The sequence below is a fragment of the Streptomyces echinatus genome (assembly GCF_014203595.1).
Classification (GTDB): Bacteria; Actinomycetota; Actinomycetes; order Streptomycetales; family Streptomycetaceae; genus Streptomyces; species Streptomyces echinatus.
The window spans coordinates 113,648-137,667 of the sequence record NZ_JACHJK010000009.1; the positions used below are offsets into that span (position 1 = coordinate 113,648).

Sequence of the window (24,020 nt, forward strand, 5' to 3'; positions counted from 1 at the left end):
CAGGGCACATGACAACGGTGTTCAGTGCCGCGTTGCCAGATACCCCCCACCCGTAGTTGACTGGGCCTCCGGGCAGGTACACGGAAGGCGGTAGTCATGGGGGCAGGGCACGACCACGGACATGCGCACTCCCACGCGCCGGCTCCGGGTACGGCCACGGCCGCGTACCGGGGCCGGCTGCGGATCGCGCTCGGCATCACCCTCACGATCATGGTCGTCGAGATCGCCGGCGGCCTCCTCGCGGACTCGCTCGCGCTGATCGCGGACGCCGCGCACATGGCGACCGACGCGGTGGGCCTCGGCATGGCGCTGCTCGCCGTCCACTTCGCCAACCGCCCGCCGAGCACCAACCGCACCTTCGGCTACGCCCGGGCCGAGATCCTCGCCGCCCTGGCCAACTGCCTGCTGCTGCTCGGGGTCGGCGGATACGTCCTGTACGAGGCGGCGCAGCGGTTCGCCGAGCCCGCGCAGACCCGGGGCGGCCTGATGATCGTGTTCGGTCTGATCGGCCTGTTCGCGAACTCCGTCTCGCTGCTCCTGCTGATGCGGGGACAGAAGGAGAGCCTGAACGTGCGCGGCGCCTTCCTGGAGGTGGCCGCGGACGCACTGGGCTCGGTGGCGGTGCTGCTCTCGGCGACGGTGATCCTGACCACCGGCTGGCAGGCGGCCGACCCGATCGCCTCGCTGATCATCGGTCTGATGATCGTGCCGCGCACGCTGAAGCTGCTGCGCGAGACGCTGGACGTGCTGCTGGAGGCGGCCCCCAAGGGGGTCGACATGGCGGAGGTCCGATCGCACATCCTGGCGCTGGACGGCGTGGAGGACGTGCACGACCTGCACGCCTGGACGATCACCTCGGGCATGCCGGTGCTCTCGGCGCACGTGGTGGTCAGCTCCGAGGTGCTGAACGCCATAGGGAACGAGAAGATGCTGCACGAGCTGCAGGGCTGCCTCGGCCACCACTTCGACGTGGAGCACTGCACCTTCCAGCTGGAGCCGGGCGGGCACGCGGAGCACGAGGCGCGGCTGTGCCACTGACCCGTACGGACTGCCGTTCGGCGCACCCCCGGACGGTTCCCGGCGGCGGACGCCGGGCACGATGATCTACCGGGTCCGGCTCCCGGTGCCGCGCCGCGCGCGTACGCGCGGACGTGCCGGGAGTGCCGGATTCGTACGGCAGACTTGGGGTGCTAGGACCGAAGCGAAGGATGGGTATGCCGATCACACCTGCCACCGCGACGCACAGCTCGTCGAACGGCACCGCAGAGGCGATTTTGCTGGAACTGGTCGACGAGAAGGGTGTGACGATCGGCACCGCGGAGAAGCTCACCGCGCATCAGCCGCCGGGGCAGCTGCACCGGGCGTTCTCGGTGTTCCTCTTCGACGAACAGGGCCGGCTGCTCCTCCAGCAGCGGGCGCTCGGCAAGTACCACTCCCCCGGTGTGTGGTCCAACACCTGCTGCGGTCACCCGTACCCCGGTGAGGCCCCGTTCGCGGCGGCCGCCCGGCGCACGTACGAGGAGCTGGGCGTGTCGCCGTCGCTGCTGGCGGAGGCCGGCACGGTCCGTTACAACCACCCGGACCCCGCCTCGGGCCTCGTGGAGCAGGAGTTCAATCACCTGTTCGTCGGCCTGGTGCAGGCACCGCTCGGCCCGGACCCGGAGGAGGTCGCCTCGACCGCCTTCGTGACGGCGGCCGAGCTGGCCGAGCGGCACGCCCGCGACCCGTTCTCGGCCTGGTTCATGACCGTGCTGGACGCGGCCCGCCCGGCCGTCAGGGAGCTGACAGGCCCGTCCGCCGGCTGGTGACCTGCCCGGTCCGGTTCAGGGGAGCGCCGCGGGCTTGAGCGGCAGGGCGGCCCAGATCACCTTGCCGCCGCTCGCGGTGTGCTCCACGTCGACCACGCCGCCCGCTTCCCGGGCCACCTCGCGGACCAGGAGCAGTCCCCGGCCGCCGGTCTGGCCGTGGTCGGCCTCCAGGGCGGTCGGCCGGTAGGGATGGTTGTCCTCCACGGACACCCGCACCCACTCGGCTCCCACCGCCACCTCCACGGCGAGCACCGGCGACAGCAGCGCCGCATGCCGTACCGCGTTGGTGACCAGCTCGGAGACGATCAGCAGCAGGCCGTGCACCAGGTCGTCGGAGACCGGCACGCCCTGGCGCAGCAGCAGGTCCCGTACGCCGTGCCGGGCCTGCGGAACCGAGGCGTCCACCGCGGCCGCGGTGAACCGCCAGACGCCTTCGTACGGCAGGGGGTCCGGTGGCCGTTCGCCGCTCCCCGCCGGGCGCGGGCCGTCCCCGCGCCCGTGGTTGTCCATCGTCCGGTCGCCACCCTCGCGCTCGATTGTCACCACACGTCGAGTGTTGGTAACGATGCGCTCCCGCCCGGATACCTGAACACAAGTCAGCGGGTATCGAACGGTTTCTGACCGACTGCGCATGAGCCGGTCGCGGATGGGACTGATCCTGTTCCCTGGACGCCGGTTCGCGAACTAGTCGGGTTGTACGGGTTCGGCCTGCCGCGGCGCGGAGGCCCTCCGCTACGATCCGCCGCATGGAGCCCCAGCTGTCCCACCAGGTCACCGACTCCGTCGCCACCGTGGTGATCCGTCATCCCGCCAAGCGCAATGCCATGACGACGGCGATGTGGCGTGCCCTCCCCCCGATGCTGGACGCGTTGGCCCGTGATCCCGGTGTCCGGGCGCTGGTGCTCACCGGCGAGGGCGGCACCTTCTGCGCGGGCGCCGACATCTCCACGCTCCAGGGCTCACCGGAGGAGGCACCCGCCCTCGCGGTGGCGGCCGAGGAGGCCCTGGCCGCGTTCCCGAAGCCGACCGTCGCCGCGGTGCGCGGGCACTGCGTGGGAGGCGGGGCCCAGCTGGCCGCGGCCTGTGATCTGCGGCTGGCGGAGGAAGGCGCGCTGTTCGGCGTGACCCCGGCGCGGCTCGGCGTCGTCTATCCGGCCTCCTCGACCCGCCGCCTGGTCTCCCTGGTCGGCCCGGCCACCGCCAAGTACCTGCTGTTCACGGCCGAGTTGATCGACGCCCGGCGGGCGCTGGGCACCGGCCTGGTGGACGAGGTGCTGCCCGAGGGCGAGCTGGACAAGCGGATCGCCGAGCTGACCCGGGTCCTGGTGTCCCGCTCGCAGCTCACCCAGGCCGCGGCCAAGGAGTTCGCCGACGGCCGCACCGACCGGGCCGCCCACTGGACCGCTCAGGCCCGCGGCAGCGGCGACACCGCGGAGGGAGTCGCCGCGTTCCTGGAGCGCAGGCAGCCGCGCTTCACCTGGAGCGTGTCTACGTCAGGCTGAAGCGGCTCGCGTCGCGGAACTCCGCGACGAGGTGCGCGGGTGCCTTCTGCGGCGACCCGGCGTCGTACGGCGGCTGGGGGTCGTACTCGGTCAGCAGCTGGACGGCCTGGGCGTGTTCGTCGCCGGCGATGACGCCGAGGAGCGTGAGGCCCATGTCGATGCCGGACGACACGCCCGCGGCGGTGACGTACTTGCCGTCCACGACCACCCGCTCGCCGGTCGGCTCGGCCCCGTATTCGCGCAGAAGGTCCAGGGCGAGCCAGTGCGAGGTGGCGCGGCGGCCGCGCAGCAGCCCGGCCGCGCCCAGCAGCAGCGACCCCGTGCACACGGAGGTGGTCCAGGTGCTGGTGGCGTCGGCCGCGCGCAGCCAGTCCAGCAGCACGGGGTTCTCCATCTGCGGGGTCTGTCCCGGCCCGCCGGGCACGACCACGAGGTCCGGGGACGGCACCTCGGCCAGGGCCCGGTCGGCGGTGATCGCCAGGCACCCGGTGTCGGAACGGACGGGCCCGGTGCGCTCGGCGACGAACACGGTCTCGGCGTCCGGGAGCCGGCCGAGTGTCTCGTAGGGCCCGACGGCGTCGAGGGCGGTGAAGCGGTCGTAGAGGACGATGGCGATCTGCATGCGCTTTCCTTGTCGTCGGGGCGGTGCCGGAAGGCCGGGCCGGGTCAGGTCACGGGGGCCGGACGGAAGCGGCGGCGGTACTCCGCGGGAGAGGTGCCGAGGGTGCGCAGGAAGGCACGGCGCATGGCCTCCGGTGTGCCGTAGCCGCTGGCGCGGGCGACCTGCTCGACACCGTCGGTGGTGTCCTCCAGCAGGCGGCGCGCGTGTTCGAGGCGGACCCGGTCGACGTACCGGCCGGGTGTCGTCCCCGTCTCGGCCTGGAAGGCCCGGGCGAAGTGGCGCGGGGAGAGGGTGGCACGGGCGGCCAGCGCCTCCACGCCGAGGTCGCCGTCCGGGTGCTCGGTGATCCACTGCTGGACGTCCCGCAGGGGCTCCCGCCGGGCCGTCTGGGCGGCCAGCTGGGCGCTGAACTGCGCCTGGTTGCCCGGCCTGCGCAGGAACACCACGAGCTGGCGGGCGACGGCCAGCGCCGTCTCCCGGCCCAGGTCCTCCTCGACCAGCGCGAGGGCGAGGTCGATGCCCGCGGTGACCCCGGCGGAGGTGGCCACGTGCCCGTCCCGGACGAAGATGGGGTCGGGGTCGACGCGGACGGCGGGGTGTTCCCGGGCGAGCTGCTCGCAGTACGCCCAGTGCGTCGTGACGCGCCGGCCGTCCAGGAGCCCGGCCCGGGCCAGCGGGACGGCGCCGGTGCAGACGGAGACCAGGCGCGGGGCCCGCGGGCCGTGCACGCGCAGCCACTCCACCAGCCGCGGGTCCGGGTCGCGGCTGCCCTGACCGCCGGGCACCAGCAGGGTGTGCGGATCCGCCGTGTCCGCCAGCGGCCCGTCCGGTACGAGGGCCAGCCCGCTGGAGGTGCGTACGGGCCCGCCGTCCACGGAGGCCGTGCGGATCCGGTACGAGCCCGGGACGTACAGCTCGGCTCCGGCGAAGACCTCCAGCGGTCCGGTGACGTCGAGACTCTGGAGGCCGTCGAAGAGGGTGAGGAGGACGGTTCGCTGCTCCATGACCCCGATTGTTCGCGGACCCGTGGAGGGCCGCAACGACGCCTTTCCCACCTTTTCGGCCATCCGGGGGTTCCGTGGCGCCGCACGGAGGTACCCGGATCCCGCACCGGTCACCGGGACCGGGCGGGAAGGAGAGTCTCGTGTTCCGTGCCATCGCAGACGTACTGCGGCAGACCGGCGGGGCCGTCGCCACGGTGGTCACGCTGCCGTTCCGGGCGGTCGCCCGGCTGTTCGGCGGAGCGTCGTCCTCCGCACACGGGCGCCGGGCCTGACATCGGCCCGGCGCCCCGCCGGGAGACCGCCCTGATCCCCGCTCGGCGGCGTCACCTGCCACAATTGCCGCGCAACCTCAGTGGAGAAGGCGGTACGGGAACGTGACGACACCCGGATCCATCGAAGCAGGATCCATCGAAGGCAGGATCGCCGGCGAGCTCGGCGTACGTGAGCGGCAGGTGAAGGCCGCGGTGGAGCTGCTCGACAGCGGTTCGACGGTGCCCTTCATCGCTCGCTACCGCAAGGAAGCGACCGAGATGCTCGACGACGCGCAGCTGCGCACGCTCGAGGAACGGCTGCGCTATCTGCGGGAGCTGGAGGAGCGGCGGGCCTCGATCCTGGAGTCGGTGCGGGAGCAGGGCAAGCTCACCGAGGAGCTGGAGGCGCAGATCCGCGGCGCCGAGACCAAGGCGCGGCTGGAGGACATCTACCTCCCCTACAAGCCAAAGCGGCGCACCAAGGCGCAGATCGCGCGCGAGGCCGGCCTGGAGCCGCTCGCGGAGCGGCTGCTGGGCGACCCGTCGGTCGAACCGGCGGCGGCCGCCGCCGCGTTCGTGGACGCGGACAAGGGCGTGGCCGACGCGCAGGCCGCGCTGGAGGGCGCGCGGGCGATCCTCACCGAGCGGTTCTCCGAGGACGCCGACCTGATCGGCGAGCTGCGCGAGCGCATGTGGGTGCGCGGGCGGCTCGCCGCGAAGGTGCGGGACGGCAAGGAGGAGGCGGGTGCCAAGTTCGCCGACTACTTCGACTTCGCCGAGCCGTTCACCGAGCTGCCCTCGCACCGGATCCTGGCGATGCTGCGCGGTGAGAAGGAGGAGGTCCTGGACCTCGTCCTGGAGCCGGAGGAGGCCACCGACGGTCCCTCGTCGTACGAGGGCATCGTCGCGTCGAGGTTCGGGATCGCCGAGCGGGGGCGCCCGGCCGACAAGTGGCTGAAGGACACGGTCCGCTGGGCCTGGCGCACCCGGATCCTGGTCCACCTCGGCATCGACCTGCGGCTCAGGCTGCGGACGGCCGCCGAGGACGAGGCGGTGAACGTGTTCGCGGCGAACCTCAGGGACCTGCTGCTGGCCGCCCCGGCCGGCACCCGCTCGACGCTGGGCCTGGACCCCGGTTTCCGTACGGGCGTGAAGGTCGCCGTGGTCGACGCGACCGGCAAGGTCGTCGCCACGGACGTGATCCACCCGCACGTCCCGGCCAACAAGTGGGACGAGGCGATCGCCCGGCTGGCGCGGCTGGCGCGGGAGCACGCGGTCGACCTGGTCGCCATCGGCAACGGCACGGCGTCCCGGGAGACCGACAAGCTCGCCGGTGAACTGATCGCCAGGCACCCGGAGCTGAAGCTCACCAAGGTCATGGTGTCCGAGGCCGGCGCGTCCGTGTACTCGGCGTCGAGTTACGCCTCGCGGGAACTGCCGGACATGGACGTGTCGCTGCGCGGCGCGGTGTCCATCGCGCGGCGTCTGCAGGACCCGCTGGCCGAGCTGGTGAAGATCGACCCGAAGTCCATCGGGGTCGGTCAGTACCAGCACGACCTGTCCGAGGTGAAGCTGTCCCGTTCGCTGGACGCGGTCGTCGAGGACTGTGTGAACGGCGTCGGCGTGGACGTCAACACCGCGTCCGTGCCGCTGCTGTCGCGGGTGTCCGGCATCTCCTCGGGTCTCGCCGAGAACATCGTGGCGCACCGCGACGCGAACGGGCCGTTCAGGTCGCGCTCCGAGCTGAAGAAGGTGGCGCGGCTCGGCCCGAAGGCGTACGAGCAGTGCGCGGGCTTCCTGCGGATCCGCGGCGGCGACGACCCGCTGGACGGCTCCAGCGTGCACCCCGAGGCCTATCCGGTGGTACGCCGGATGGTGAAGACCGCGGGCCAGGAGGTGGCGTCCCTCATCGGCAACACGGGCGTGCTGCGCTCCCTGCGGCCGGCCGACTTCGTCGACGACACCTTCGGTCTGCCGACCGTCACCGACATCCTCAGGGAACTGGAGAAGCCGGGCCGCGACCCGCGGCCGGCCTTCAGGACGGCCACCTTCAAGGAGGGCGTGGAGAAGATCTCCGACCTGTCCACGGGGATGATCCTGGAGGGCGTCGTCACCAACGTGGCCGCCTTCGGCGCCTTCGTGGACATCGGCGTCCACCAGGACGGCCTGGTGCACGTGTCGGCGATGTCGAAGTCGTTCGTCAAGGACCCGCGCGATGTCGCCAAGCCCGGTGACATCGTCAGGGTGAAGGTCCTGGACGTGGACATCCCGCGCAAGCGCATCGCCCTGACCCTGCGGCTGGACGACGAGGCCGCGCAGCAGGGGCAGGGCGGCGGCCGGCAGCAGCGCGGCGGCGGTGCCCGCCCGCCCCAGCAGCGGCAGGGCGGCGGCGAGCGGCAGAGTGGCGGCCAGCGACAGGGCCGCGGCGGCGACCGCGGTGGACGGCAGGCTCCGGCACCGGCCAACAGCGCGATGGCGGACGCGCTGCGGCGTGCCGGGCTGCTGAACTCGAACGACAAGCGGCGCTGAGCCGGCGGGCGGGGCCGTGCGCACGTCGCACGGCCCCGCCCGTCCTGCCCGGCCCGCGGCCCGGCCTCGGCAGGCCGCGGGCGAGGGGATCTTCCGTCACGGTCAGCGGGGACGCCGTCCGTCACCGGTCAGTGGTGGTGGCCGTAGACGATCGCCCGGGTGCCCGCGCGGGCGCACGCCTCGTCGGCCGCGGCCCGCGCCTCGGCCGCCTCCGCCGACCGGCCCGCCGCCTCCAGGGCCAGGGTGAGATTCGATCCGGTCAGTCCGGTCGCGTACCAGTTGTCGTACTCTCGCCGGATCCGCAGCGCCTCCTGGAGGGCGACGATCGCCTCGTCCGTCCGGCCTGTCGCGTACAGGGCCCAGCCGAGGCTGCTCAGGGAGTCGCCGTGGTAGATGCGGTCGTGGTCCCGGTGGAGTTCGCAGGCCAGTACGAAGGCGGCGGCCGCCTCGGCGTGGTGTCCCCCGGCGTCCAGGGCCAGTCCGATGTTGTGCTGGGCCCGGCCCTCGTTCCAGCGGTCGCCCAGTTCGCGGAACCGGCCGCGGGCCCTGGTGTGGGTGGCGAGTGCCAGGCCCGGATCGCCGGACCTGCGCTGGGCGAGCCCCAGGTTGTTCCAGGCCATGCCCTCGCCCGTCGGGTCGCCCACACGGCGGAAGAGGTGTGCGGCACGGGTGAGCGGTTCGATGGCCTCACCGGCGGCTCCCCCGCGCGACAGGGCCGAGCCGAGCTGGTTGCAGACGGCGGCCTCGGCGCGCTCGTCGCCGAGCCGGCGGGCGAGGGGACGCGCCGCGCGGCCGACGGCGATCCAGTCCTCGAAGAAGCGCCGCCAGCGCAGGTATCCGGCCAGGCTCAGGGCGAGGCCCACCCGCGCCTCGGGTTCGTCGTCCTCCGGCCACAGCACCGCCGCCACGAGATTGGCGTGCTCGCCGTCGAACCAGGCCAGTGCGGCCTCGCGGCGGCGGACGGCGTCGGGGGAAGGGTCGTGCACCGGAGAGGGCATGTGGCGGGCGCACTCCGCGGCCTGCCGGCCGTAGTGCCGGCGCACGCGCGCCCGGGCCGTGCGCGCCGCCGCGACCAGCTCCGGGTCCGTGGCGGCCCGGGCGCAGGCGTAGCTGCGGACGAGCCCGTGCAGGTGCCAGCGCTCCCGGCCCTCGTCGCCCGGCTGGTCCCGGGTCACCAGGTGCGCGCACGCGAGGTCGTCGAGGACGTCGAGGGTCTCGGACGCCGGCAGTCCGGTGACCACCGCGGCCGTGTCCGTGTCGTAGTCCGCGCACGCGATCTGCGCCAGCAGGCACATGGCCCTCGCACGGCCGGCCGTCAGCCTGCGCATGGACGCCTCGAACACGGGCGCCAGCGCCAGCGGCCTGCCGTACTGGTCGACCCCCGGGCCGCGCAGGGTTCCGGTGGGACGGTGCCCGGAGCGCAGCTCCTCGACCAGGGACGCGACGCGGCCCCGTGAGCGGTGGTGCCGCAGCAGCGCCGCGGCGATCTGGAGGGCGAGGGGCATGTGCCCGCACAGCACGGTCAGTTCACCGACCGAGTCCGCCTCCCGCTCCAGCCGGTCGTCCCCGTGCAACGCCTCGGCGATGAGCGCGGAGGAATCGCTCGGGCACAGCGGACCGAGCGACAGCTCCCGGACCGGCAGCGAGGGATGGGACTCCCGGGAGGTGAAGACGACGCGGTGGGCGCCGCTGCCCGGCAGCAGCGGCGGGAGCTGCCCGGGTTCGCGGACGTTGTCGAACAGCAGCAGCACCCGCCTGCCCTGGTCGGCGAGGGTGGCGAGGCGGCTGAGGTACAGGGCGTGCTGGTCGACCTCCTCCGACGGCAGGTGGGCGCTGCCGACCCCCAGGGCGTACAGCAGGGAGGCGACGGCTCTGGCCGGGGACACCGCGGCGTCGTCGTAGCCGGCGAGGTCGAGGAAGAGGACCCCACCGGAGAACCAGCCCGCGTCCCTGGCCGCATGGGCCGCGCGCAGCGCGAGTGCCGTCTTGCCGATGCCGCCGAGTCCGGTCACCGCCCACGGGCGGGCCGGTCCCGGGGCCGCCGTGCCGTCGGGCGGGCGTAAGCCCCGCAGGAGCGCGGCCAGTTCGGCTTCCCTGCCGGTGAACCCGACCGGCGCGGCCGGCAGGGCGGACAGCACCTCCGGTCCGCCCGCCGGCTGCGGGTGGGACGCGCCCAACGACACCGGGCCGTAGAACCGCCCGTCGCGCAGGTCGACATGATCGCCGTACCGGGGGCCGCCCGGGGACTCGCTCTGTGCTGTGTGCACCCGATCCTCCCCCAACCGGTGCCACGCAGGGCCTCTCCGCCTCTTCGAAGCCCCACACGTTAGGGCATTTCGCGGTGCCTCGACCGGTGATCGGAGGATTCCGTCTCGGCCGGGGCCTGTCCGGCGGTCCGCGGCCCTACCGCTCCGTCACCTTGCCGTCGGCCACCTCCAGGCGCCGGGTCACCCGGACCGCGTCCAGCATGCGCCGGTCGTGGGTGACCAGCAGGAGGGTGCCCTCGTAGGCGTCGAGCGCCGACTCCAGCTGCTCGATGGCCGGCAGGTCCAGGTGGTTCGTGGGCTCGTCCAGGACGAGGAGGTTGACGCCCCGGCCCTGGAGGAGGGCGAGCGCGGCGCGGGTGCGTTCGCCCGGGGAGAGGGTCTCGGCGGGGCGCAGCACATGGTCGGACTTCAGGCCGAACTTGGCCAGCAGGGTGCGGACCTCCACCGGTTCGGTGTCGGGGACGGCCGCGCAGAAGGCGTCGAGCAGGGTCTCGGGGCCGTGGAAAAGCTTGCGGGCCTGGTCGACCTCGCCGACCAGGACACCCGAACCGAGGGCCGCGTGTCCGGAGCCGAGCGGGATCCGGCCCAGCAGCGCGCCGAGCAGGGTGGACTTCCCGGCGCCGTTGGCTCCCGTCACCGCGATCCGGTCCCCCCAGTCGACCTGGAGCGACACCGGGCCGAAGGTGAAGTCGCCGCGCCGGACCTCGGCCTCCCGCAGTGTCGCCACGACCGCGCCCGACCGCGGGGCGGACGCGATCTCCATGTGCAGCTCCCACTCCTTGCGCGGCTCCTCGACCACGTCGAGGCGCTCGATCATGCGCTGGGTCTGCCGTGCCTTGGCGGCCTGCTTCTCGCTGGACTCGCTGCGGAACTTCCGGCCGATCTTGTCGTTGTCGCCGCCCGCCTTCCGCCGGGCGTTCTTCACGCCCTTGTCCATCCAGGACCGCTGCATCTGGGCGCGGTCCTGGAGGGCGGCCTTCTTGTCGGCGTACTCCTCGTAGTCGTCGCGGGCGTGCCGGCGGGCCACCTCGCGTTCTTCCAGGTAGGACCGGTAGCCGCCGCCGTAGACGTTGATCTGCCCCTGGGCCAGGTCGAGTTCGAGGACCTTGGTGACCGTGCGGGTGAGGAACTCGCGGTCGTGGCTGACGACGACCGTGCCCGCGCGCAGACCGCCGACGAACCGTTCCAGACGCTCCAGGCCGTCCAGGTCCAGGTCGTTGGTGGGCTCGTCCAGGAGGAAGACGTCGTAGCGGGAGAGCAGCAGGGAGGCGAGGCCGGCCCGGGCCGCCTGGCCGCCGGAGAGGGCGGTCATCGGCTGGTCCAGGTCCACTGCCAGGCCGAGCGAGTCGGCGACCTCCTCGGCGCGCTCCTCCAGGTCGGCGCCGCCGAGTCCGAGCCAGCGTTCCAGGGCGGTCGCGTAGGCGTCGTCGGCGCCGGGAGCGCCGTCCACCAGCGCCTGGGTGGCCTCGTCCATGACCCGCTGGGCCTCGGCGACGCCGGTGCGGCGGGCCAGGAACTCCCGGACGGTCTCGCCCGGCCGGCGCTCCGGCTCCTGCGGCAGGTGGCCGACGGTGGCGGACGGCGGGGACAGCCGGAGTTCGCCCTGTTCGGGCGGGGTGAGTCCGGCGAGCATCCGCAGCAAGGTCGACTTGCCCGCGCCGTTGGCGCCGACCAGCCCGATCACGTCGCCGGGCGCGACGACCAGGTCGAGCCCGGAGAACAGGGGGCGGTCGGCGTGTCCGGCGGCGAGGTTCTTGGCAACGAGGGTGGCAGTCATCAGGACGCCGATCCTAACGGCGGCACGTGTGCGTCTCCGCCACGTTCCCGGCCGGTCGGCGGCACCGGGCGGGCGGCGGCGGGCGGCGGCCGTCCGGGGCTGACGGGGCCGTCCGGGCGGGGCCTATCGTCCTGGCATGGACAGTGGGCCGAGTGACGAAGTGATCGTGGTCGGCGGCGGGATCGCGGGGCTGACGACGGCCGTGCTGCTGGCCGAATCCGGGCGGCGGGTGCGGGTGTGGGCACGGGAACCGGCCGAGCGGACGACCTCCGCGGTCGCGGGCGGCCTGTGGTGGCCGTACCGCATCGAACCGGAGCCGCTGGCCGGCGCGTGGGCGCTGGAGTCCCTGGGCGTGTACGAGGAGCTTGCGGCCCGGCCGGAGGAGACGGGGGTGCGTCTGGTGGAGGGGGTCCACCGCGGGGCCCGGCTGGACGGGCTCGGGAGCTGGGCGGGCCGGGTGCCGGGGCTGCGGGCGGTGGCCGAGGGGCTGGCGGCACGGCTGCCGGTGATCGACATGCCGGTGCATCTGGCCTGGCTGCGGCGGCGGCTGGGGCGGGCGGGCGGCACGGTGGAGGTCCGTGAGGTGACCGACCTGGCGGCCGTGCCCGCCGCCGTGGTGGTCAACTGCACGGGCCTCGGAGCGCGCTCCCTGGTGCCGGACCCGGCCGTGCGTCCCGTGCGCGGACAGCTGGTCGTGGCGGAGAACCCCGGTGTCACCGGCTGGTTCACCTCCGTCGACCACTCCTCGGCCGCCTCCACCTACTTCATTCCGCAACCGGACCGGCTGCTGCTGGGCGGCACGGCCGAGGAGGACGACTGGTCCCTGGAGCCGGATCCGGAGACGGCCGCGGCGATCGTCGCCCGGTGCGCGGCCGTCCGGCCGGAGATCGCCGGAGCCCGGGTGCTCGCGCACCGGGTGGGTCTGCGGCCCGCCCGGGACGAGGTCCGCCTGGAACGGCAGCCCCTCCCCGGCGGACGCGCCCTGGTGCACAACTACGGCCACGGCGGAGCCGGCATCACGGTCGCCTGGGGCTGCGCCCGCCGATCAGCGACCCTGGCCTTCCCGCCCTCCTGAGGAAACACGGGCAACCGCGCGACCGACATCCCCCGGACCAGAAGGGGCGCGGGGAACTGCGCGAGCGGCCCGCCACGGCCCGCGGCCGGACACGGCGACCGGCGCCCCGGCCCGGCCCCCGGCCCGGCTGCGGTGGCGGGCCGGGGACGGGGGTGTCAGGCCGCCGGAACGTGCCGGACGGCACGTGGTGCGCGGACGCCCTCAAGGACCGTCGGCACGGCCGCGACGGCCCCGCCGGACGTGGCCCGGTCGAACGCCGCCGCCCCGCCCACCAGCGGCACCTTCGCCGCCGTGCGGGACAGGTCCACGGTGAGCGTGGGCCTGGTGGACGGCGGGTCGATGAGGTCCTTGTCGGTCCCGGCGACGATCAGCGCCAGTCGGTGCCCCTGCGGCACGACGTGATCGGTGGCCGCGAGGTGAAGCGTCATCGTGTAGGACCTGCCCGGCGTGAGCGGGACGCCCTCGGCCGCCGAGGCGTGGTGCCCGAGGTCGGCCCAGCCACGGCTGACCACCGTGTAGTCGACGGCCGCCGTCTTCGCCCTGGTCTCCTTGAAGCAGGCGCTGTCCCCGGCCGTGCTCTCCCCCCAGCAGTTGCGCCAGGGAAGGGTGGCGATGCCCTCGGCGCTGTCGGCGTAGTCCCGGACGGTGTCCGCGCCCACGTCGACCAGAACGGCGGACAGGTGGGCGGACGTGGTGGTCGGGATCGCGGTGACCGTCACCTCGGCGGAGCCGGCCAGCCGCAGGTCGTGGGTGAAGGGCTCGGTGAGGAAGCCCGCCTTCTCCGGCGTGGGCGTGGTGAGGTGCGCGGCCCAGTCGGTCTCGCTCAGGGCCGGGTCGTCCGTGAAGGTCTCGGTGCCGGCGGCCCGGTGGAGCCCGAGGGTGCCGACGCCGGCCCCGCCGCCCGGGGCCGGGCGCAGGACGGCGGTGCGGGTGCCGTGCGGGGGCCAGGCGGCGGAGGTGACCCACTGGTCGGGGTGGCGTTCGACGTCGGCCGTCGGCTCGCGGTCGATGCCGTTGTCGTAGCCCAGGAGCTCATGGTCGAACCACCGGTGCAGGGTGTCGACCCAGGCGCCGCGCCGGTAGTCGAAGGGGTCGACATGGCCGGTCTGGGACAGCCAGATCTTGCGCTCGACGCCGTTCCGGGCGAGGGCGTCCCACCACTGGCCGAAGTGCTTGGTGCGGACGTTGAGGTCCTGCATGCCGTGCACCAGGAACACGCTGGCGCGCACCTCGGCCGCGTCCGCGACGTAGTTCCGCTCGGTCCACAGCGGGGTCCAGTCGCCGCTGCGCGGGCTGCCGTCGGCGAGCCTGCGCTGGACGGCCGCGCAGTGGGCCCGCGCGTCGGCGCTCTCGACGTAGCCGGCCAGTTCGTCGGGGCCGCCGTCGTAGAGCGGGGCGCCCTGGGCGAAGTAGTAGTCGTACCAGGAGGAGATGGCGCTGATCGGGACGATGGTCTTCAGGCCCCTGACGCCCGTGGCGGCGACGCCGTTGGCGATGGTGCCGTCCCAGCTCTTGCCGATCATGCCGGTTCTGCCGTTGGTCCAGCCGGCCTTCACCGGGGTGCCGCCCGTGCGGCTGCTGTAGGCTCTGGCGCGGCCGTTCAGCCAGTCGATCACGGCCTTGGCGGACAGGATGTCGGAGCGGCCGCCGACGTCGACGCAGCCGTCGGAGCGGTTGGTGCCGGCGAGGTCGACGCCGACGAACGCGTAGCCGCGCGGCACGAAGTAGTTGTCGTAGAACAGCGGCATCTGGACGACATGGCCCTGCGCGTCGTACGTCTTGAGCTGGCTCTCGTTGCCGCGCCCGCAGCACGAGTAGTACGGGCTGGCGTCCATGATGACCGGCACCTTGCGGCCCTGGCGGGCCGGTTCGGCGGGCCGGACGATGTCGGCGGCGACGCGGTCGCTCCTGCCGTCACCGTCCTCGTCGAGCCCCGTGTCCACCCACACGGACTCCCGGACGGCGTCGGCGTAGGAGTAGACGGGCCGGCTCTCCCGGGGTGCGGACTGGGCGGTGGCCGGAGTGAGGAACGCGGCCGTCAGGGTGGCGACGGCCGCGGCCGTCAGCGTTCTCCAGATCGTCGTGCGCGTACGTTTCGGCATGCGCGGACGGTACTCCGGGCAACTCTCGCGCAGAAGACGGCTTTCCGGTACTCGTGACGGCCGAATGGCGATCGTGTGACAGGAGGTGCCGTGGACAGGCCCGGGGACACCGGGACTGAATAGGCTCGTCGAACAGAATTCTGACGAACGGACTTGCAGTCCCGACGACTTGGAGCTGACGTGCACCGCAGAATCATCGCGCCGGGCGCACTGGCGGCGGCCTCCCTCCTGCTGGCGATCCCGGCATCGGCCGCGAGTTACTCCCCCGGCGCGCCGGGCATCGGCGACCCCTACTACCCGAACTACGGCAACGGCGGCTACGACGTCTCCCACTACGACCTGAGGCTGCAGTACCAGCCGAAGACGGACGAGTTGCAGGGCACGGCCACGATCCTGGCGAGGACCACCCGGGACCTGTCCAGTTTCGACCTGGACTTCCTGCTGGACGTGAGCGAGGTGCGGGTCGACGGCGCCAAGGCGTCCTTCACGGCGTCCGGCGAGCACGAACTGGTCGTCACCCCGAAGACGCCGCTGGCCAAGGGCACGACGGTCACGGTCGTGGTCCGCTACAGCGGGGTGCCGTCGACGAAGAGCGCCTACGGCTTCTCCACCTGGCACCGCACGCCGGACGGCGCGGTGGCCGCCGACGAGCCCGAGGCGGCCTGGTGGTGGTTCCCGAGCAACGACCATCCGGGTGACAAGGCGACCTACGACGTGTCGGTCGCCGTGCCGGACGGCACCCAGGCCATCTCCAACGGCACCCTGCAGTCGACCACCTCGAAGCTGGGCTGGACGCGCTACAACTGGCGCCAGAACAAGCCGCAGGCCACCTATCTGGCCACACTCGCGCTCGGCAGGTTCGACATCACCACCGGCACCTCCGACGGCGGGGTGCCCGTCATCAACGCCTACAGCAAGGACCTCGGCGACAACGACGGGGCCGCGCGGGCCAGCGTGGAGCGCACCGGGGAGCTGGTGGACTGGCTGAGCGGCTATTTCGGGCCGTATCCGTTCAGCTCGGCGGGCGGTTACGTCCCGAACACCACCACCGGGTACGCGCTGGAGACGCAGACCCGCGTCTACTACAGCCCCAAGCAGTTCGCGAACGGCTCCAACACGTCCGTGGTCGTGCACGAGCTGGCCCACCAGTGGTACGGCGACGACGTGTCGCTGAAGCACTGGAAGGACATCTGGATCAACGAGGGCTTCGCGCGGTACGCGCAGTGGCTGTGGTCCGAGCACGAGGGCGAGGGCACCGCGCAGGAGCTCGCCGACTACGTCTACGCCTCGCATCCGGCGGACGACGCGTTCTGGACGGTGGCGCCCGGTGACCCCGGTGCGGACCACCAGTTCGACGCCGCCGTCTACGACCGTGGCGCCCTCGCCATCCAGGCGCTGCGCAACACGATCGGCGACGACGCGTTCTTCCGGATCCTGAAGGGCTGGCCGAGGACGCACGCCTACGGCAACGCCTCGGTGGCCGACTTCCAGCGGTACGCCGAGCAGGTGTCGGGCAAGCCGCTGTCCGCGCTGTTCGACACCTGGCTGTTCCAGCCGTCGAAGCCCGCCGCGCCGTCGGCCCGTGCCCTGGCCGGCGCGGGGACGGGTACGGAGGCGACACGGCCGAAGTCGTGGAAGAGGATCGAGGCGACGAACGACGTGCACGGGCACTGACGCTTCACGGCACACCCCCCGGGCGCGCGTCGGCCGGCGCTCGGGGGGTGTGCCAGGTGATCTCACCGGTGACGCCACCGTGGGCGTCACCGGCGGCGAGCCCTACTTCGTGAGCTCGGACAGCTCCTGATCGGTGCTCCGGCCCACCCGGCGGCGGACGGCGAACCATCCGGCGACCAGCATGACGGCGAGCGCCGGGATGAGGTACAGGGTCTTGCGGCCGACCTCGGGGTCGTTCCACATCATGCCGAGACAGACCAGCAGGAACACGATCGTGGCGATCTCGGTGACCGGGCTGAACTTCAGCTGGAAGTGCGGCCGCGCCACCAGGCCCGCGCGGGCACGCCGGACGAACAGCATGTGGCAGAGCATGATGATCACCCAGGTGCTGATGATGCCGAGGGACGCGACGTTCAGCACGATCTCGAAGGCCTGGCTGGGCATCAGGTAGTTCAGGCCGACGCCGAGCACGCAGACCGCGCAGGTCAGCAGGATGCCGCCGTAGGGGACCTGGCTGCGGTTCATCCGGGCGGTGAACTTCGGCGCGGAACCGGCCATGGCCATGGAGCGCAGGATGCGGCCGGTGGAGTACAGGCCGGAGTTCAGCGAGGACATGGCGGCGGTCAGCACGACCAGGTTCATCACGTCGCCGGCGGCCGGCACGCCGATCTTGGACAGCACGGTCACGAACGGGCTCTGGTCGGCGGAGTAGACCGAACCCGGCAGGAGCAGCGCGAGCAGCACGACCGAGCCGACGTAGAACAGGCCCACGCGCCACATGATCGAGTTCACCGCGCGCGGGACGACCTTCTCCGGCTCGGCGGTCTCACCGGCGGCGACGCCGACCAGCTCCAGGGCCGCATAGGCGAAGATCACGCCCTGCATGACCAGCACGACCGGCATCACGCCGTGCGGGAAGACACCGCCGTTGTCGGTGATGACGCTCAGACCGGGGGTGTGGCCGCCGACCTTGTGCTGGGTGGCGAGCAGGAAAATGCTGATCAGCATGAAGCCGACGATGGTGGCGACCTTGATGATCGCGAACCAGAACTCCATCTCGCCGAAGATCTTCACCGAGATCAGGTTCACGGCGAGGACCACCGCGAGGGCGATCAGCGCCAGCACCCACTGCGGGACGGAGGTGAACAGGCTCCAGTAGTGCGTGTAGAGCGCGATCGCGGTGATGTCGGCGATGCCGGTCGTCGACCAGTTCAGGAAATACATCCAGCCGGCGACGTAGGCGCCCTTCTCGCCGAGGAACTCCCGGGCGTAGGACACGAACGATCCGGAGGACGGCCGGTACAGGACCAGCTCGCCCAGGGCCCGGACGACGAAGAACGCGAAGACACCGCAGACCAGGTAGGCCAGGGCGAGCGCCGGGCCCGCGTTGTGCAGGCGTCCTCCGGCGCCCAGGAGGAGTCCGGTGCCGATCGCGCCGCCGATGGCGATCATGTTGACGTGGCGCGCCTTGAGGTCCTTGCTGTAGCCGGCGTCGCCCGCGTCCGCGGGCGTCTGGGCCACCTGGGGGTGGGTGGTGGCCTGTGCCGATTCCACGGCTTCCTTGCTCACGGGTGGTTCCACTTCCTGGTGCGCCCGGGCCTCATGGGCCCGGGGGTCGTGCAGGTCCTGGCCCGCACCACCCTCGTGTCGCGGTACAGACCAAGACGGCAGCTTCCCAGAGAGATCCGCCGGTACGCGGTGGTCCATGTCACAGAGCGTCGCTTCTCACACGATCCACTCAGCGTCCATACGACGTTCACCAGGGGTGTCACACTTCTGGTGAGACAGCGATACTGCTTCGTATGACGACCGAGGCCGGGGACGCGACGCCCCTCACCATCGACGAGCTGGCCGCCCGGTCGGGCGTCACGGTGCGCACGGTCCGCTTCTACGGGAGCAAGGGGCTGCTGCCGCCGCCGGTGATCGGCCCGCGCCGGGTCGGGCACTACGGGCCGGACCACGTGGCCCGGCTGGCCCTCATCGAGGAGCTGCGGCAGCAGGGGATGACCCTGTCGGCGATCGAGCGGTACCTGAAGCAGCTCCCTGACGACCTCACCCCGCACGACCTGGCCATTCACCGGGCGGTCGTCGCGTCCTGGGCGCCGGACGCGGTGGACACGGTGTCGCGGCGGGAGCTGGAGCGGCGGGCGGGACGGCCGCTCGCCGCCGAGGACGTCGAGCGGCTGGCCGCGATGAACGTCGTCGTGGAGGCGGAGGGTGACACCTTCCGTGTCGACTCCGGGCTGCTCCGGCTCGGGGTGCAGCTCCTCGACGTGCCGCTGTCGCACGAGGTGATCCTCGCGGCGCGCAAGGTGCTCGTCGAGCACTCGCGCGCCGCGGCTCACGCGCTCTCCCAGCTCTTCCGCGGCGAGGTGGCCGAGCGTGCCGCCCAGGACGTGAAGTCACTGTCCGCGCACATGCACCCCTTGGTGGTGCAGGCGCTGCTGACCACGTTCCAGCGTTCGCTGCGGGAAGAGCTGGGCGAGTGGGTCACCGGTCCGGGACCGGACCTCAGTCGCTGAACGGCTTCCCCTCCTCGGCCTTCCGCACGAGCAGCGCGGGCGGGGTGAACCGCTCGCCGTAGCGCTCGGCCAGCTCGCGCGCGCGGGCCGTGAATCCGGGCAGGCCGCCCTCGTAGCCGTTGATGTACTGCAGCACACCGCCGGTCCAGCCGGGGAAGCCGATACCGAGGATCGAGCCGATGTTGGCGTCGGCGACCGAGGTCAGGACGCCCTCCTCCAGGAGGCGTACGGTGTCGAGCGCCTCGGCGAAGAGCATGCGCTCCTGCATGTCCCGGAACGGGATCTCGTGGTCCGGCTCGGTGAAGTGCTCGCGCAGGCCCGGCCAGAGTCCGGCCCGCTTGCCGTCCTCGGCGTAGTCGTAGAAGCCGGCGCCGCCGCTGCGGCCGGGGCGGCCGAACTCGTCGACCATGCGGTCGATGACCGCTTCCGCCGGGTGCGCCGTCCAGGTGCCGCCCGCCTCCTCCACGGCTCGCCTCGACTCGTTCCGGATCTTGCGCGGCAGGGTGAGCGTCAGCTCGTCCATGAGGGACAGCACCTTGGCCGGGTAGCCGGCCTGGGCGGCGGCCTGCTCCACGGAGGCGGGCTCGACGCCCTCGCCGACCATGGCGACGCCCTCGTTGATGAAGTGGCCGATCACCCGGGAGGTGAAGAAGCCGCGCGAGTCGTTGACGACGATCGGCGTCTTGTTGATCTGCCGGACCAGGTCGAAGGCGCGCGCGAGGGCCTCGTCGCCGGTGCGCTCACCCTTGATGATCTCGACCAGCGGCATCTTGTCGACCGGCGAGAAGAAGTGCAGCCCGATGAAGTCGGCCTGCCGCTCCACGCCCTCGGCGAGCGTGGTGATCGGCAGCGTGGAGGTGTTGGAGCACAGCAGCGCGTCGGGGGCGACGACGGACTCGATCTCCTGGAACACCTTGTGCTTGAGGGCGGTGTCCTCGAAGACGGCCTCGATGACGGCGTCACAGCCGGCGAGGTCGGCGGCGTCGGCGGTGGGGGTGATGCGGGCGAGCAGCGCGTCCGCCTTCTCCTGGCTGGTGCGGCCCCTGGCGACGGCCTTGGCGCACAGCTTCTCCGAATACCCCTTGCCCTTGACGGCCGCTTCGAGGGCGACGTCCTTGAGGACGACGTCGATGCCCGCGCGGGCGCAGGAGTAGGCGATGCCGGCGCCCATCATGCCGGCGCCGAGGACGGCGACCTTGCGGACCTGGCGGGGCTCGACGCCCTTGGGGCGGTTGGCGCCCGAGTTGACCGCCTGGAGGTCGAAGAAGAACGCCTGGATCATGTTCTTCGCGGTCTGCCCGGCGGCCAGCTCCACGAAGTAGCGGGCCTCGATCACCTGGGCGGTCTCGAAATCGACCTGGGAGCCCTCGACGGCCGCGGCGAGGATGTTGCGCGGGGCGGGGTAGGGGGCGCCGCCCGTCTGCTTGCGCAGGCTGGCCGGGAAGGCGGGCAGGTTGGCGGCGAACTTCGGGTTGGCCGGGGTGCCGCCGGGGATCCGGTAGCCCGGCTTGTCCCAGGGCTGCTGCGACTCGGGGTGGGCGTCGATGAAGGCGCGCGCCTTGGCGAGCAGGTCCTCGGGGGTCTCGGCCACCTCGTGGACCAGGCCGTTCTCCTGGGCGCGCCGCGCGTTGTACTGCGTGCCCTGGAGGAGCACCTTCAGCAGGGCGTCGGCGATGCCCAGCAGCCGGACGGTGCGGACGACTCCGCCGCCGCCGGGGAGCAGGCCGAGGGTGACCTCGGGGCAGCCGATCTTCGTGCCGGGGGTGTCGAGGGCGACCCGGTGGTGGCAGGCGAGGGCCAGTTCGAAGCCGCCGCCGAGGGCCGCGCCGTTGATCGCCGCGACGACCGGCTTGCCGAGGGTCTCGATGCGGCGCAGGTTGCGCTTGATGGCGAGGCCGCCGTCGAACAGGTCCTGCGCGGTCTCGGGCGTGACCCGGATGAGGTCGCGCAGGTCGCCGCCGGCGAAGAAGGTCTTCTTCGCCGAGGTGAAGACGATGCCGCGGATGGAGTCCCGCTCGGCCTCCAGCCGGTCGGTGATCGCGGCGAGGGAGTCGCGGAACGCCTGGTTCATGGTGTTCGCGGACTGGTCGGGGTCGTCCAGGACGAGGGTGACGACACCGGTGTCGTCCTGCTCCCAGCGGATGGTGGTGCTCTCGGTCATGACAGTCGTCTCCGTTGAAGTCGCTTGGTTCCGCAGGGAGTTCAGATGCGCTCGATGATGGTGGCGATGCCCATGCCGCCGCCGACGCACAGCGTGGCGAGGCCGTAGCGCTTGTCCTGGCGCTCCAGTTCGTCGATGAGCGAGCCGAGGATCATGGCGCCGGTCGCGCCGAGCGGGTGGCCGAGGGCGATGGCGCCGCCGTTGACGTTGACCTTGTCCAGGGACAGGCCCATGTCCTTCACGAAGCGCAGCACGACCGCGGCGAACGCCTCGTTGATCTCGACCAGGTCGATGTCGTCGATGGTGAGGCCGGCCTTCGCCAGGGCCTTGCGGGTGGCGGGGGCGGGGCCGGTGAGCATGATGGTCGGCTCGGAGCCGGAGACGGCCGCGGAGACGATCCGCGCGCGCGGGGTGAGGCCGTGGCGCTCACCGACCTCCTTGGAGCCGATCGCGACGAGCGAGGCGCCGTCGACGATGCCGGAGGAGTTGCCCGCGTGGTGGACGTGGTCGATCTTCTCCACCCAGTGGTACTTCTGCAGCGCGACCGCGTCGAAGCCGCCCAGCTCGCCGATGTCGGCGAACGACGGCTTCAGCTTGGCGAGGGAGTCGGCGGTGGTGCCGGGCCGCGGGTGCTCGTCGTGGTCCAGGACGACCAGGCCGCTGCGGTCCTTGACGGGGACCACCGAGCGGTCGAAGCGGCCCTCCTTCCAGGCGGTGGCCGCGCGCTCCTGGGACAGGGCCGCGTACTCGTCCACGTCCCGGCGGGAGAAACCCTCGATGGTGGCGATCAGGTCGGCGCCGATGCCCTGCGGCACGAAGTTGACGGCGAGGTTGGTCATCGGGTCGTTGAACCAGGCGCCGCCGTCCGAGGCCATCGGAACCCGGGACATGGACTCGACACCGCCCGCGAGGACCAGGTCCTCCCAGCCGGAGCGGACCTTCATCGCGGCCATGTTGACCGCTTCGAGGCCCGAGGCACAGAAGCGGTTCTCCTGGACGCCCGCGACGGTGTCCGGCAGTCCGGCGGCGACGGCGGCGATCCGGGCGATGTCGGAGCCCTGGTCGCCGACGGGGCCGACGACACCGAGCACGATGTCGTCGATCGCGGCCGGGTCCAGGCCGGGGAAGCGGTCGCGGATCTCGTGGATGAGGCCGACGACCAGGTCGATGGGCTTCGTGCCGTGCAGGGCGCCGTTCGCCTTGCCGCGGCCGCGCGGGGTGCGGATCGCGTCGTACACGTACGCTTCGGTGCTCACTGGAGTGCCTTTCGGGAGGGTGGGCCGAGCGGGGTGGCGGGATCAGCCGCCGTCGGTGACCGGGTCGTCGGTGGGGTGCGCCGGTGTCCCCCAGTCCCGGGCGACCGCCGCCGTGTCCGCGCCGGGGCGGGCGGGGCCGGTGCGGACGGTGGTGGGGGTCGCGGAGAACCGGGGGGCGGGGGCGGGCTGGGTGATGCCGCCGTGGCCGGTGAAGGTGCCGCGGGCGGCGAGGTGCGGGTGGTGCGGGGCCTCGCGCAGGCTCAGGACGGGCGCCACGCAGGCGTCGGAGTCCTCGAAGACGGCGGTCCACTCGTCCCGGGTGCGCGACTTGAAGACGGCGGCGATCCGTTCGCGCAGCTCGCCCCAGCGGGTCCAGTCGGTGCGGGCGGAGGCCAGGCCGTCGAGGCCGAGCAGGCGCAGGAACTCCTCGTAGAACTTGCCTTCGAGGGCGCCGACCGCCATGTACCGGCCGTCGGCGGTCTGGTAGGTGCCGTAGTACGGGCAGCCGCCGTCCAGGAGGTTGGCCGCGCGCCGGTCCTGCCAGCCGCCGGCGGCGAGCATGCCGTGGATCATCGCCGACAGGTGGGCCGTGCCGTCGACGATGGCGGCGTCGACCACCTGGCCGGTGCCGGTCGCGCGCGCGTGGTGCAGGGCGGCGAGGACGCCCACGACCAGGTACAGGGAGCCGCCCGCGTAGTCACCGAGGAGGTTGGCCGGCACGGCCGGGGGCTCGTCCGGGCGGCCGATCATGCCGAGGGTGCCGGTGAGCGCGATGTAGGCGACGTCGTGGCCGGCGCGGTGGGCGAGGGGGCCGTCCTGGCCCCAGCCGGTCATGCGGCCGTAGACCAGGCGGGGGTTGCGGGCGTGGCAGTCCCCGGGGCCGACGCCGAGCCGTTCGGCGACGCCCGGGCGGTAGCCCTCGATGAGGATGTCGGCCCGCTCGGCGAGGTCCAGGACGCGCGCGGGGCCGTCCGGCGCCTTCAGGTCGACCAGGATCGAGCGCTTGTTGCGGTTGGTGACGTCGTGGGCCGGATCGATGCCGAGGCCCACGCCGCCCGGACGGTCCACCCGGACCACGTCGGCGCCCAGGTCGGCCAGCAGCATGGCGGCGAACGGGCCCGGCCCGATGCCGGCCAGCTCCACCACGCGCACGCCCGCGAGCGGACCGGTGCCCGGTGCCGGCGGCGTCCCTGCCGTTGTCATGCGTCCAGCCCCCAAGGGTGTGTGACACAACTGATGTAACACCGGTGATGCTAGGAACGCGTTCCACCGGACACAAGACCTGAACGAGCAAGCGCTTAGCCAAGTGCCCGGCGCGCGGTTCTTCACCCGGGAGAGTGACGGGCCGCCGAGCGGCCTCCGCGGGCGCGGCCGGGCCCCGCAGTGGCCGGACCTGCCGGTTCGTCCCGGCCCCGGTCCCGCCGCCCGGGCGCCCGGCGGCCGCCCGGGCCGCAACGCGGGCGCTATCTC

At 72.7% G+C, this 24,020-nt stretch carries 18 protein-coding genes; 8 read left to right on the forward strand and 10 right to left on the reverse strand.

The window, feature by feature from the left end:
- Positions 1–96 precede the first annotated feature (96 nt).
- Positions 97–1,038: a cation diffusion facilitator family transporter gene (locus FHS34_RS24800; RefSeq protein ID WP_184969148.1), complete on the forward strand. Its 942-nt coding sequence runs from the start codon at positions 97–99 to the stop codon at positions 1,036–1,038.
- A gap of 176 nt (positions 1,039–1,214) precedes the next feature.
- Entirely contained in the window at positions 1,215–1,808 is a 594-nt protein-coding gene (gene idi / locus FHS34_RS24805) for an isopentenyl-diphosphate Delta-isomerase (RefSeq protein WP_184969150.1), read from the forward strand.
- A gap of 15 nt (positions 1,809–1,823) precedes the next feature.
- On the opposite strand, the gene FHS34_RS24810 is transcribed toward idi, so the two are convergent.
- The gene (locus FHS34_RS24810) at positions 1,824–2,318 is read right to left on the reverse strand and encodes an ATP-binding protein (RefSeq protein WP_184969625.1); all 495 of its coding nucleotides are present in this window, start codon (positions 2,316–2,318) and stop codon (positions 1,824–1,826) included.
- A gap of 236 nt (positions 2,319–2,554) precedes the next feature.
- Here FHS34_RS24810 and FHS34_RS24815 point away from each other — a divergent pair, with 236 nt between their 5' ends.
- Entirely contained in the window at positions 2,555–3,310 is a 756-nt protein-coding gene (locus FHS34_RS24815; RefSeq protein WP_184969152.1) for an enoyl-CoA hydratase/isomerase family protein, read from the forward strand.
- Here the strand turns inward: FHS34_RS24815 and FHS34_RS24820 are convergent.
- Together FHS34_RS24820 and FHS34_RS24825 are read right to left on the reverse strand one after the other, a co-directional pair.
- Positions 3,297–3,932, reverse strand: coding sequence for a DJ-1/PfpI family protein (locus FHS34_RS24820; RefSeq protein ID WP_184969154.1), 636 nt, complete (start codon positions 3,930–3,932; stop codon positions 3,297–3,299). The genes FHS34_RS24815 and FHS34_RS24820 overlap by 14 nt on opposite strands.
- A 44-nt stretch (positions 3,933–3,976) precedes the next feature.
- Positions 3,977–4,936, reverse strand: coding sequence for a GlxA family transcriptional regulator (locus FHS34_RS24825; protein ID WP_184969156.1), 960 nt, complete (start codon positions 4,934–4,936; stop codon positions 3,977–3,979).
- A 140-nt stretch (positions 4,937–5,076) separates the two neighbouring features.
- On the opposite strand from FHS34_RS24825, the gene FHS34_RS43500 reads away from it, so the two are divergent.
- Together FHS34_RS43500 and FHS34_RS24830 are read left to right on the forward strand one after the other, a co-directional pair.
- Positions 5,077–5,208: an LPFR motif small protein gene (locus FHS34_RS43500; RefSeq protein WP_308288329.1), complete on the forward strand. Its 132-nt coding sequence runs from the start codon at positions 5,077–5,079 to the stop codon at positions 5,206–5,208.
- Between the two features lie 102 nt (positions 5,209–5,310).
- Positions 5,311–7,716, forward strand: coding sequence for a Tex family protein (locus FHS34_RS24830; protein ID WP_184969158.1), 2,406 nt, complete (start codon positions 5,311–5,313; stop codon positions 7,714–7,716).
- Positions 7,717–7,844: 128 nt separating this feature from the next.
- Here FHS34_RS24830 and FHS34_RS24835 read toward each other — a convergent pair whose 3' ends face one another.
- A complete protein-coding gene (locus tag FHS34_RS24835) occupies positions 7,845–9,983 on the reverse strand; it encodes a tetratricopeptide repeat protein (protein ID WP_184969160.1) in 2,139 nt (712 codons plus the stop codon).
- 136 nt (positions 9,984–10,119) lie between these two features.
- Complete coding sequence (locus FHS34_RS24840) at positions 10,120–11,760, reverse strand: ABC-F family ATP-binding cassette domain-containing protein (protein ID WP_184969162.1); 1,641 nt, start codon at positions 11,758–11,760, stop codon at positions 10,120–10,122.
- A gap of 136 nt (positions 11,761–11,896) precedes the next feature.
- On the opposite strand from FHS34_RS24840, the gene FHS34_RS24845 reads away from it, so the two are divergent.
- Positions 11,897–12,835 carry an FAD-dependent oxidoreductase gene (locus FHS34_RS24845; protein ID WP_184969164.1) on the forward strand — a complete coding sequence of 313 codons (939 nt, stop codon included), beginning with the start codon at positions 11,897–11,899 and terminating at the stop codon, positions 12,833–12,835.
- Between the two features lie 155 nt (positions 12,836–12,990).
- Here the strand turns inward: FHS34_RS24845 and FHS34_RS24850 are convergent, their stop codons facing one another.
- Positions 12,991–14,937: a Xaa-Pro dipeptidyl-peptidase gene (locus tag FHS34_RS24850; protein ID WP_184969166.1), complete on the reverse strand. Its 1,947-nt coding sequence runs from the start codon at positions 14,935–14,937 to the stop codon at positions 12,991–12,993.
- Positions 14,938–15,117: 180 nt separating this feature from the next.
- Here FHS34_RS24850 and FHS34_RS24855 point away from each other — a divergent pair, with 180 nt between their 5' ends.
- Positions 15,118–16,611 carry a M1 family metallopeptidase gene (locus FHS34_RS24855; RefSeq protein WP_184969168.1) on the forward strand — a complete coding sequence of 498 codons (1,494 nt, stop codon included), beginning with the start codon at positions 15,118–15,120 and terminating at the stop codon, positions 16,609–16,611.
- Between the two features lie 102 nt (positions 16,612–16,713).
- On the opposite strand, the gene FHS34_RS24860 is transcribed toward FHS34_RS24855, so the two are convergent.
- Positions 16,714–18,180, reverse strand: a complete 1,467-nt coding sequence (locus FHS34_RS24860; RefSeq protein WP_184969170.1) for an amino acid permease — start codon at positions 18,178–18,180, stop codon at positions 16,714–16,716.
- 233 nt (positions 18,181–18,413) lie between these two features.
- Here FHS34_RS24860 and FHS34_RS24865 point away from each other — a divergent pair, with 233 nt between their 5' ends.
- Complete coding sequence (locus tag FHS34_RS24865; RefSeq protein WP_184969172.1) at positions 18,414–19,133, forward strand: MerR family transcriptional regulator; 720 nt, start codon at positions 18,414–18,416, stop codon at positions 19,131–19,133.
- On the opposite strand, the gene FHS34_RS24870 is transcribed toward FHS34_RS24865, so the two are convergent.
- Genes FHS34_RS24870 through FHS34_RS24880 form a run of 3 tightly spaced genes read right to left on the reverse strand, consistent with a single transcriptional unit; the run spans position 19,123 to position 23,753 of the window.
- Positions 19,123–21,294, reverse strand: a complete 2,172-nt coding sequence (locus FHS34_RS24870; protein WP_184969174.1) for a 3-hydroxyacyl-CoA dehydrogenase NAD-binding domain-containing protein — start codon at positions 21,292–21,294, stop codon at positions 19,123–19,125. The two genes, FHS34_RS24865 and FHS34_RS24870, sit on opposite strands and share 11 nt — an antisense overlap.
- A gap of 41 nt (positions 21,295–21,335) precedes the next feature.
- Positions 21,336–22,550, reverse strand: coding sequence for an acetyl-CoA C-acetyltransferase (locus FHS34_RS24875; RefSeq protein WP_184969176.1), 1,215 nt, complete (start codon positions 22,548–22,550; stop codon positions 21,336–21,338).
- A gap of 42 nt (positions 22,551–22,592) precedes the next feature.
- Complete coding sequence (locus FHS34_RS24880; protein ID WP_184969178.1) at positions 22,593–23,753, reverse strand: CaiB/BaiF CoA transferase family protein; 1,161 nt, start codon at positions 23,751–23,753, stop codon at positions 22,593–22,595.
- Positions 23,754–24,020: the final 267 nt, after the last annotated feature.

Excerpts from the sequence above, each read along its gene's own strand:
- FHS34_RS24815 (WP_184969152.1), top strand. The coding sequence starts at position 2,555 with ATGGAGCCCCAGCTGTCCCACCAGGTCACCGACTCCGTCGCCACCGTG.
- FHS34_RS24800 (WP_184969148.1), top strand. The coding sequence starts at position 97 with ATGGGGGCAGGGCACGACCACGGACATGCGCACTCCCACGCGCCGGCT.
- FHS34_RS24845 (WP_184969164.1), top strand. The coding sequence starts at position 11,897 with ATGGACAGTGGGCCGAGTGACGAAGTGATCGTGGTCGGCGGCGGGATC.
- FHS34_RS24820 (WP_184969154.1), bottom strand. The coding sequence starts at position 3,932 with ATGCAGATCGCCATCGTCCTCTACGACCGCTTCACCGCCCTCGACGCC.
- idi (WP_184969150.1), top strand. The coding sequence starts at position 1,215 with ATGCCGATCACACCTGCCACCGCGACGCACAGCTCGTCGAACGGCACC.
- FHS34_RS24825 (WP_184969156.1), bottom strand. The coding sequence starts at position 4,936 with ATGGAGCAGCGAACCGTCCTCCTCACCCTCTTCGACGGCCTCCAGAGT.
- FHS34_RS24840 (WP_184969162.1), bottom strand. The coding sequence starts at position 11,760 with ATGACTGCCACCCTCGTTGCCAAGAACCTCGCCGCCGGACACGCCGAC.
- FHS34_RS24865 (WP_184969172.1), top strand. The coding sequence starts at position 18,414 with ATGACGACCGAGGCCGGGGACGCGACGCCCCTCACCATCGACGAGCTG.
- FHS34_RS24850 (WP_184969166.1), bottom strand. The coding sequence starts at position 14,937 with ATGCCGAAACGTACGCGCACGACGATCTGGAGAACGCTGACGGCCGCG.
- FHS34_RS24880 (WP_184969178.1), bottom strand. The coding sequence starts at position 23,753 with ATGACAACGGCAGGGACGCCGCCGGCACCGGGCACCGGTCCGCTCGCG.
- FHS34_RS24870 (WP_184969174.1), bottom strand. The coding sequence starts at position 21,294 with ATGACCGAGAGCACCACCATCCGCTGGGAGCAGGACGACACCGGTGTC.
- FHS34_RS24810 (WP_184969625.1), bottom strand. The coding sequence starts at position 2,318 with ATGGACAACCACGGGCGCGGGGACGGCCCGCGCCCGGCGGGGAGCGGC.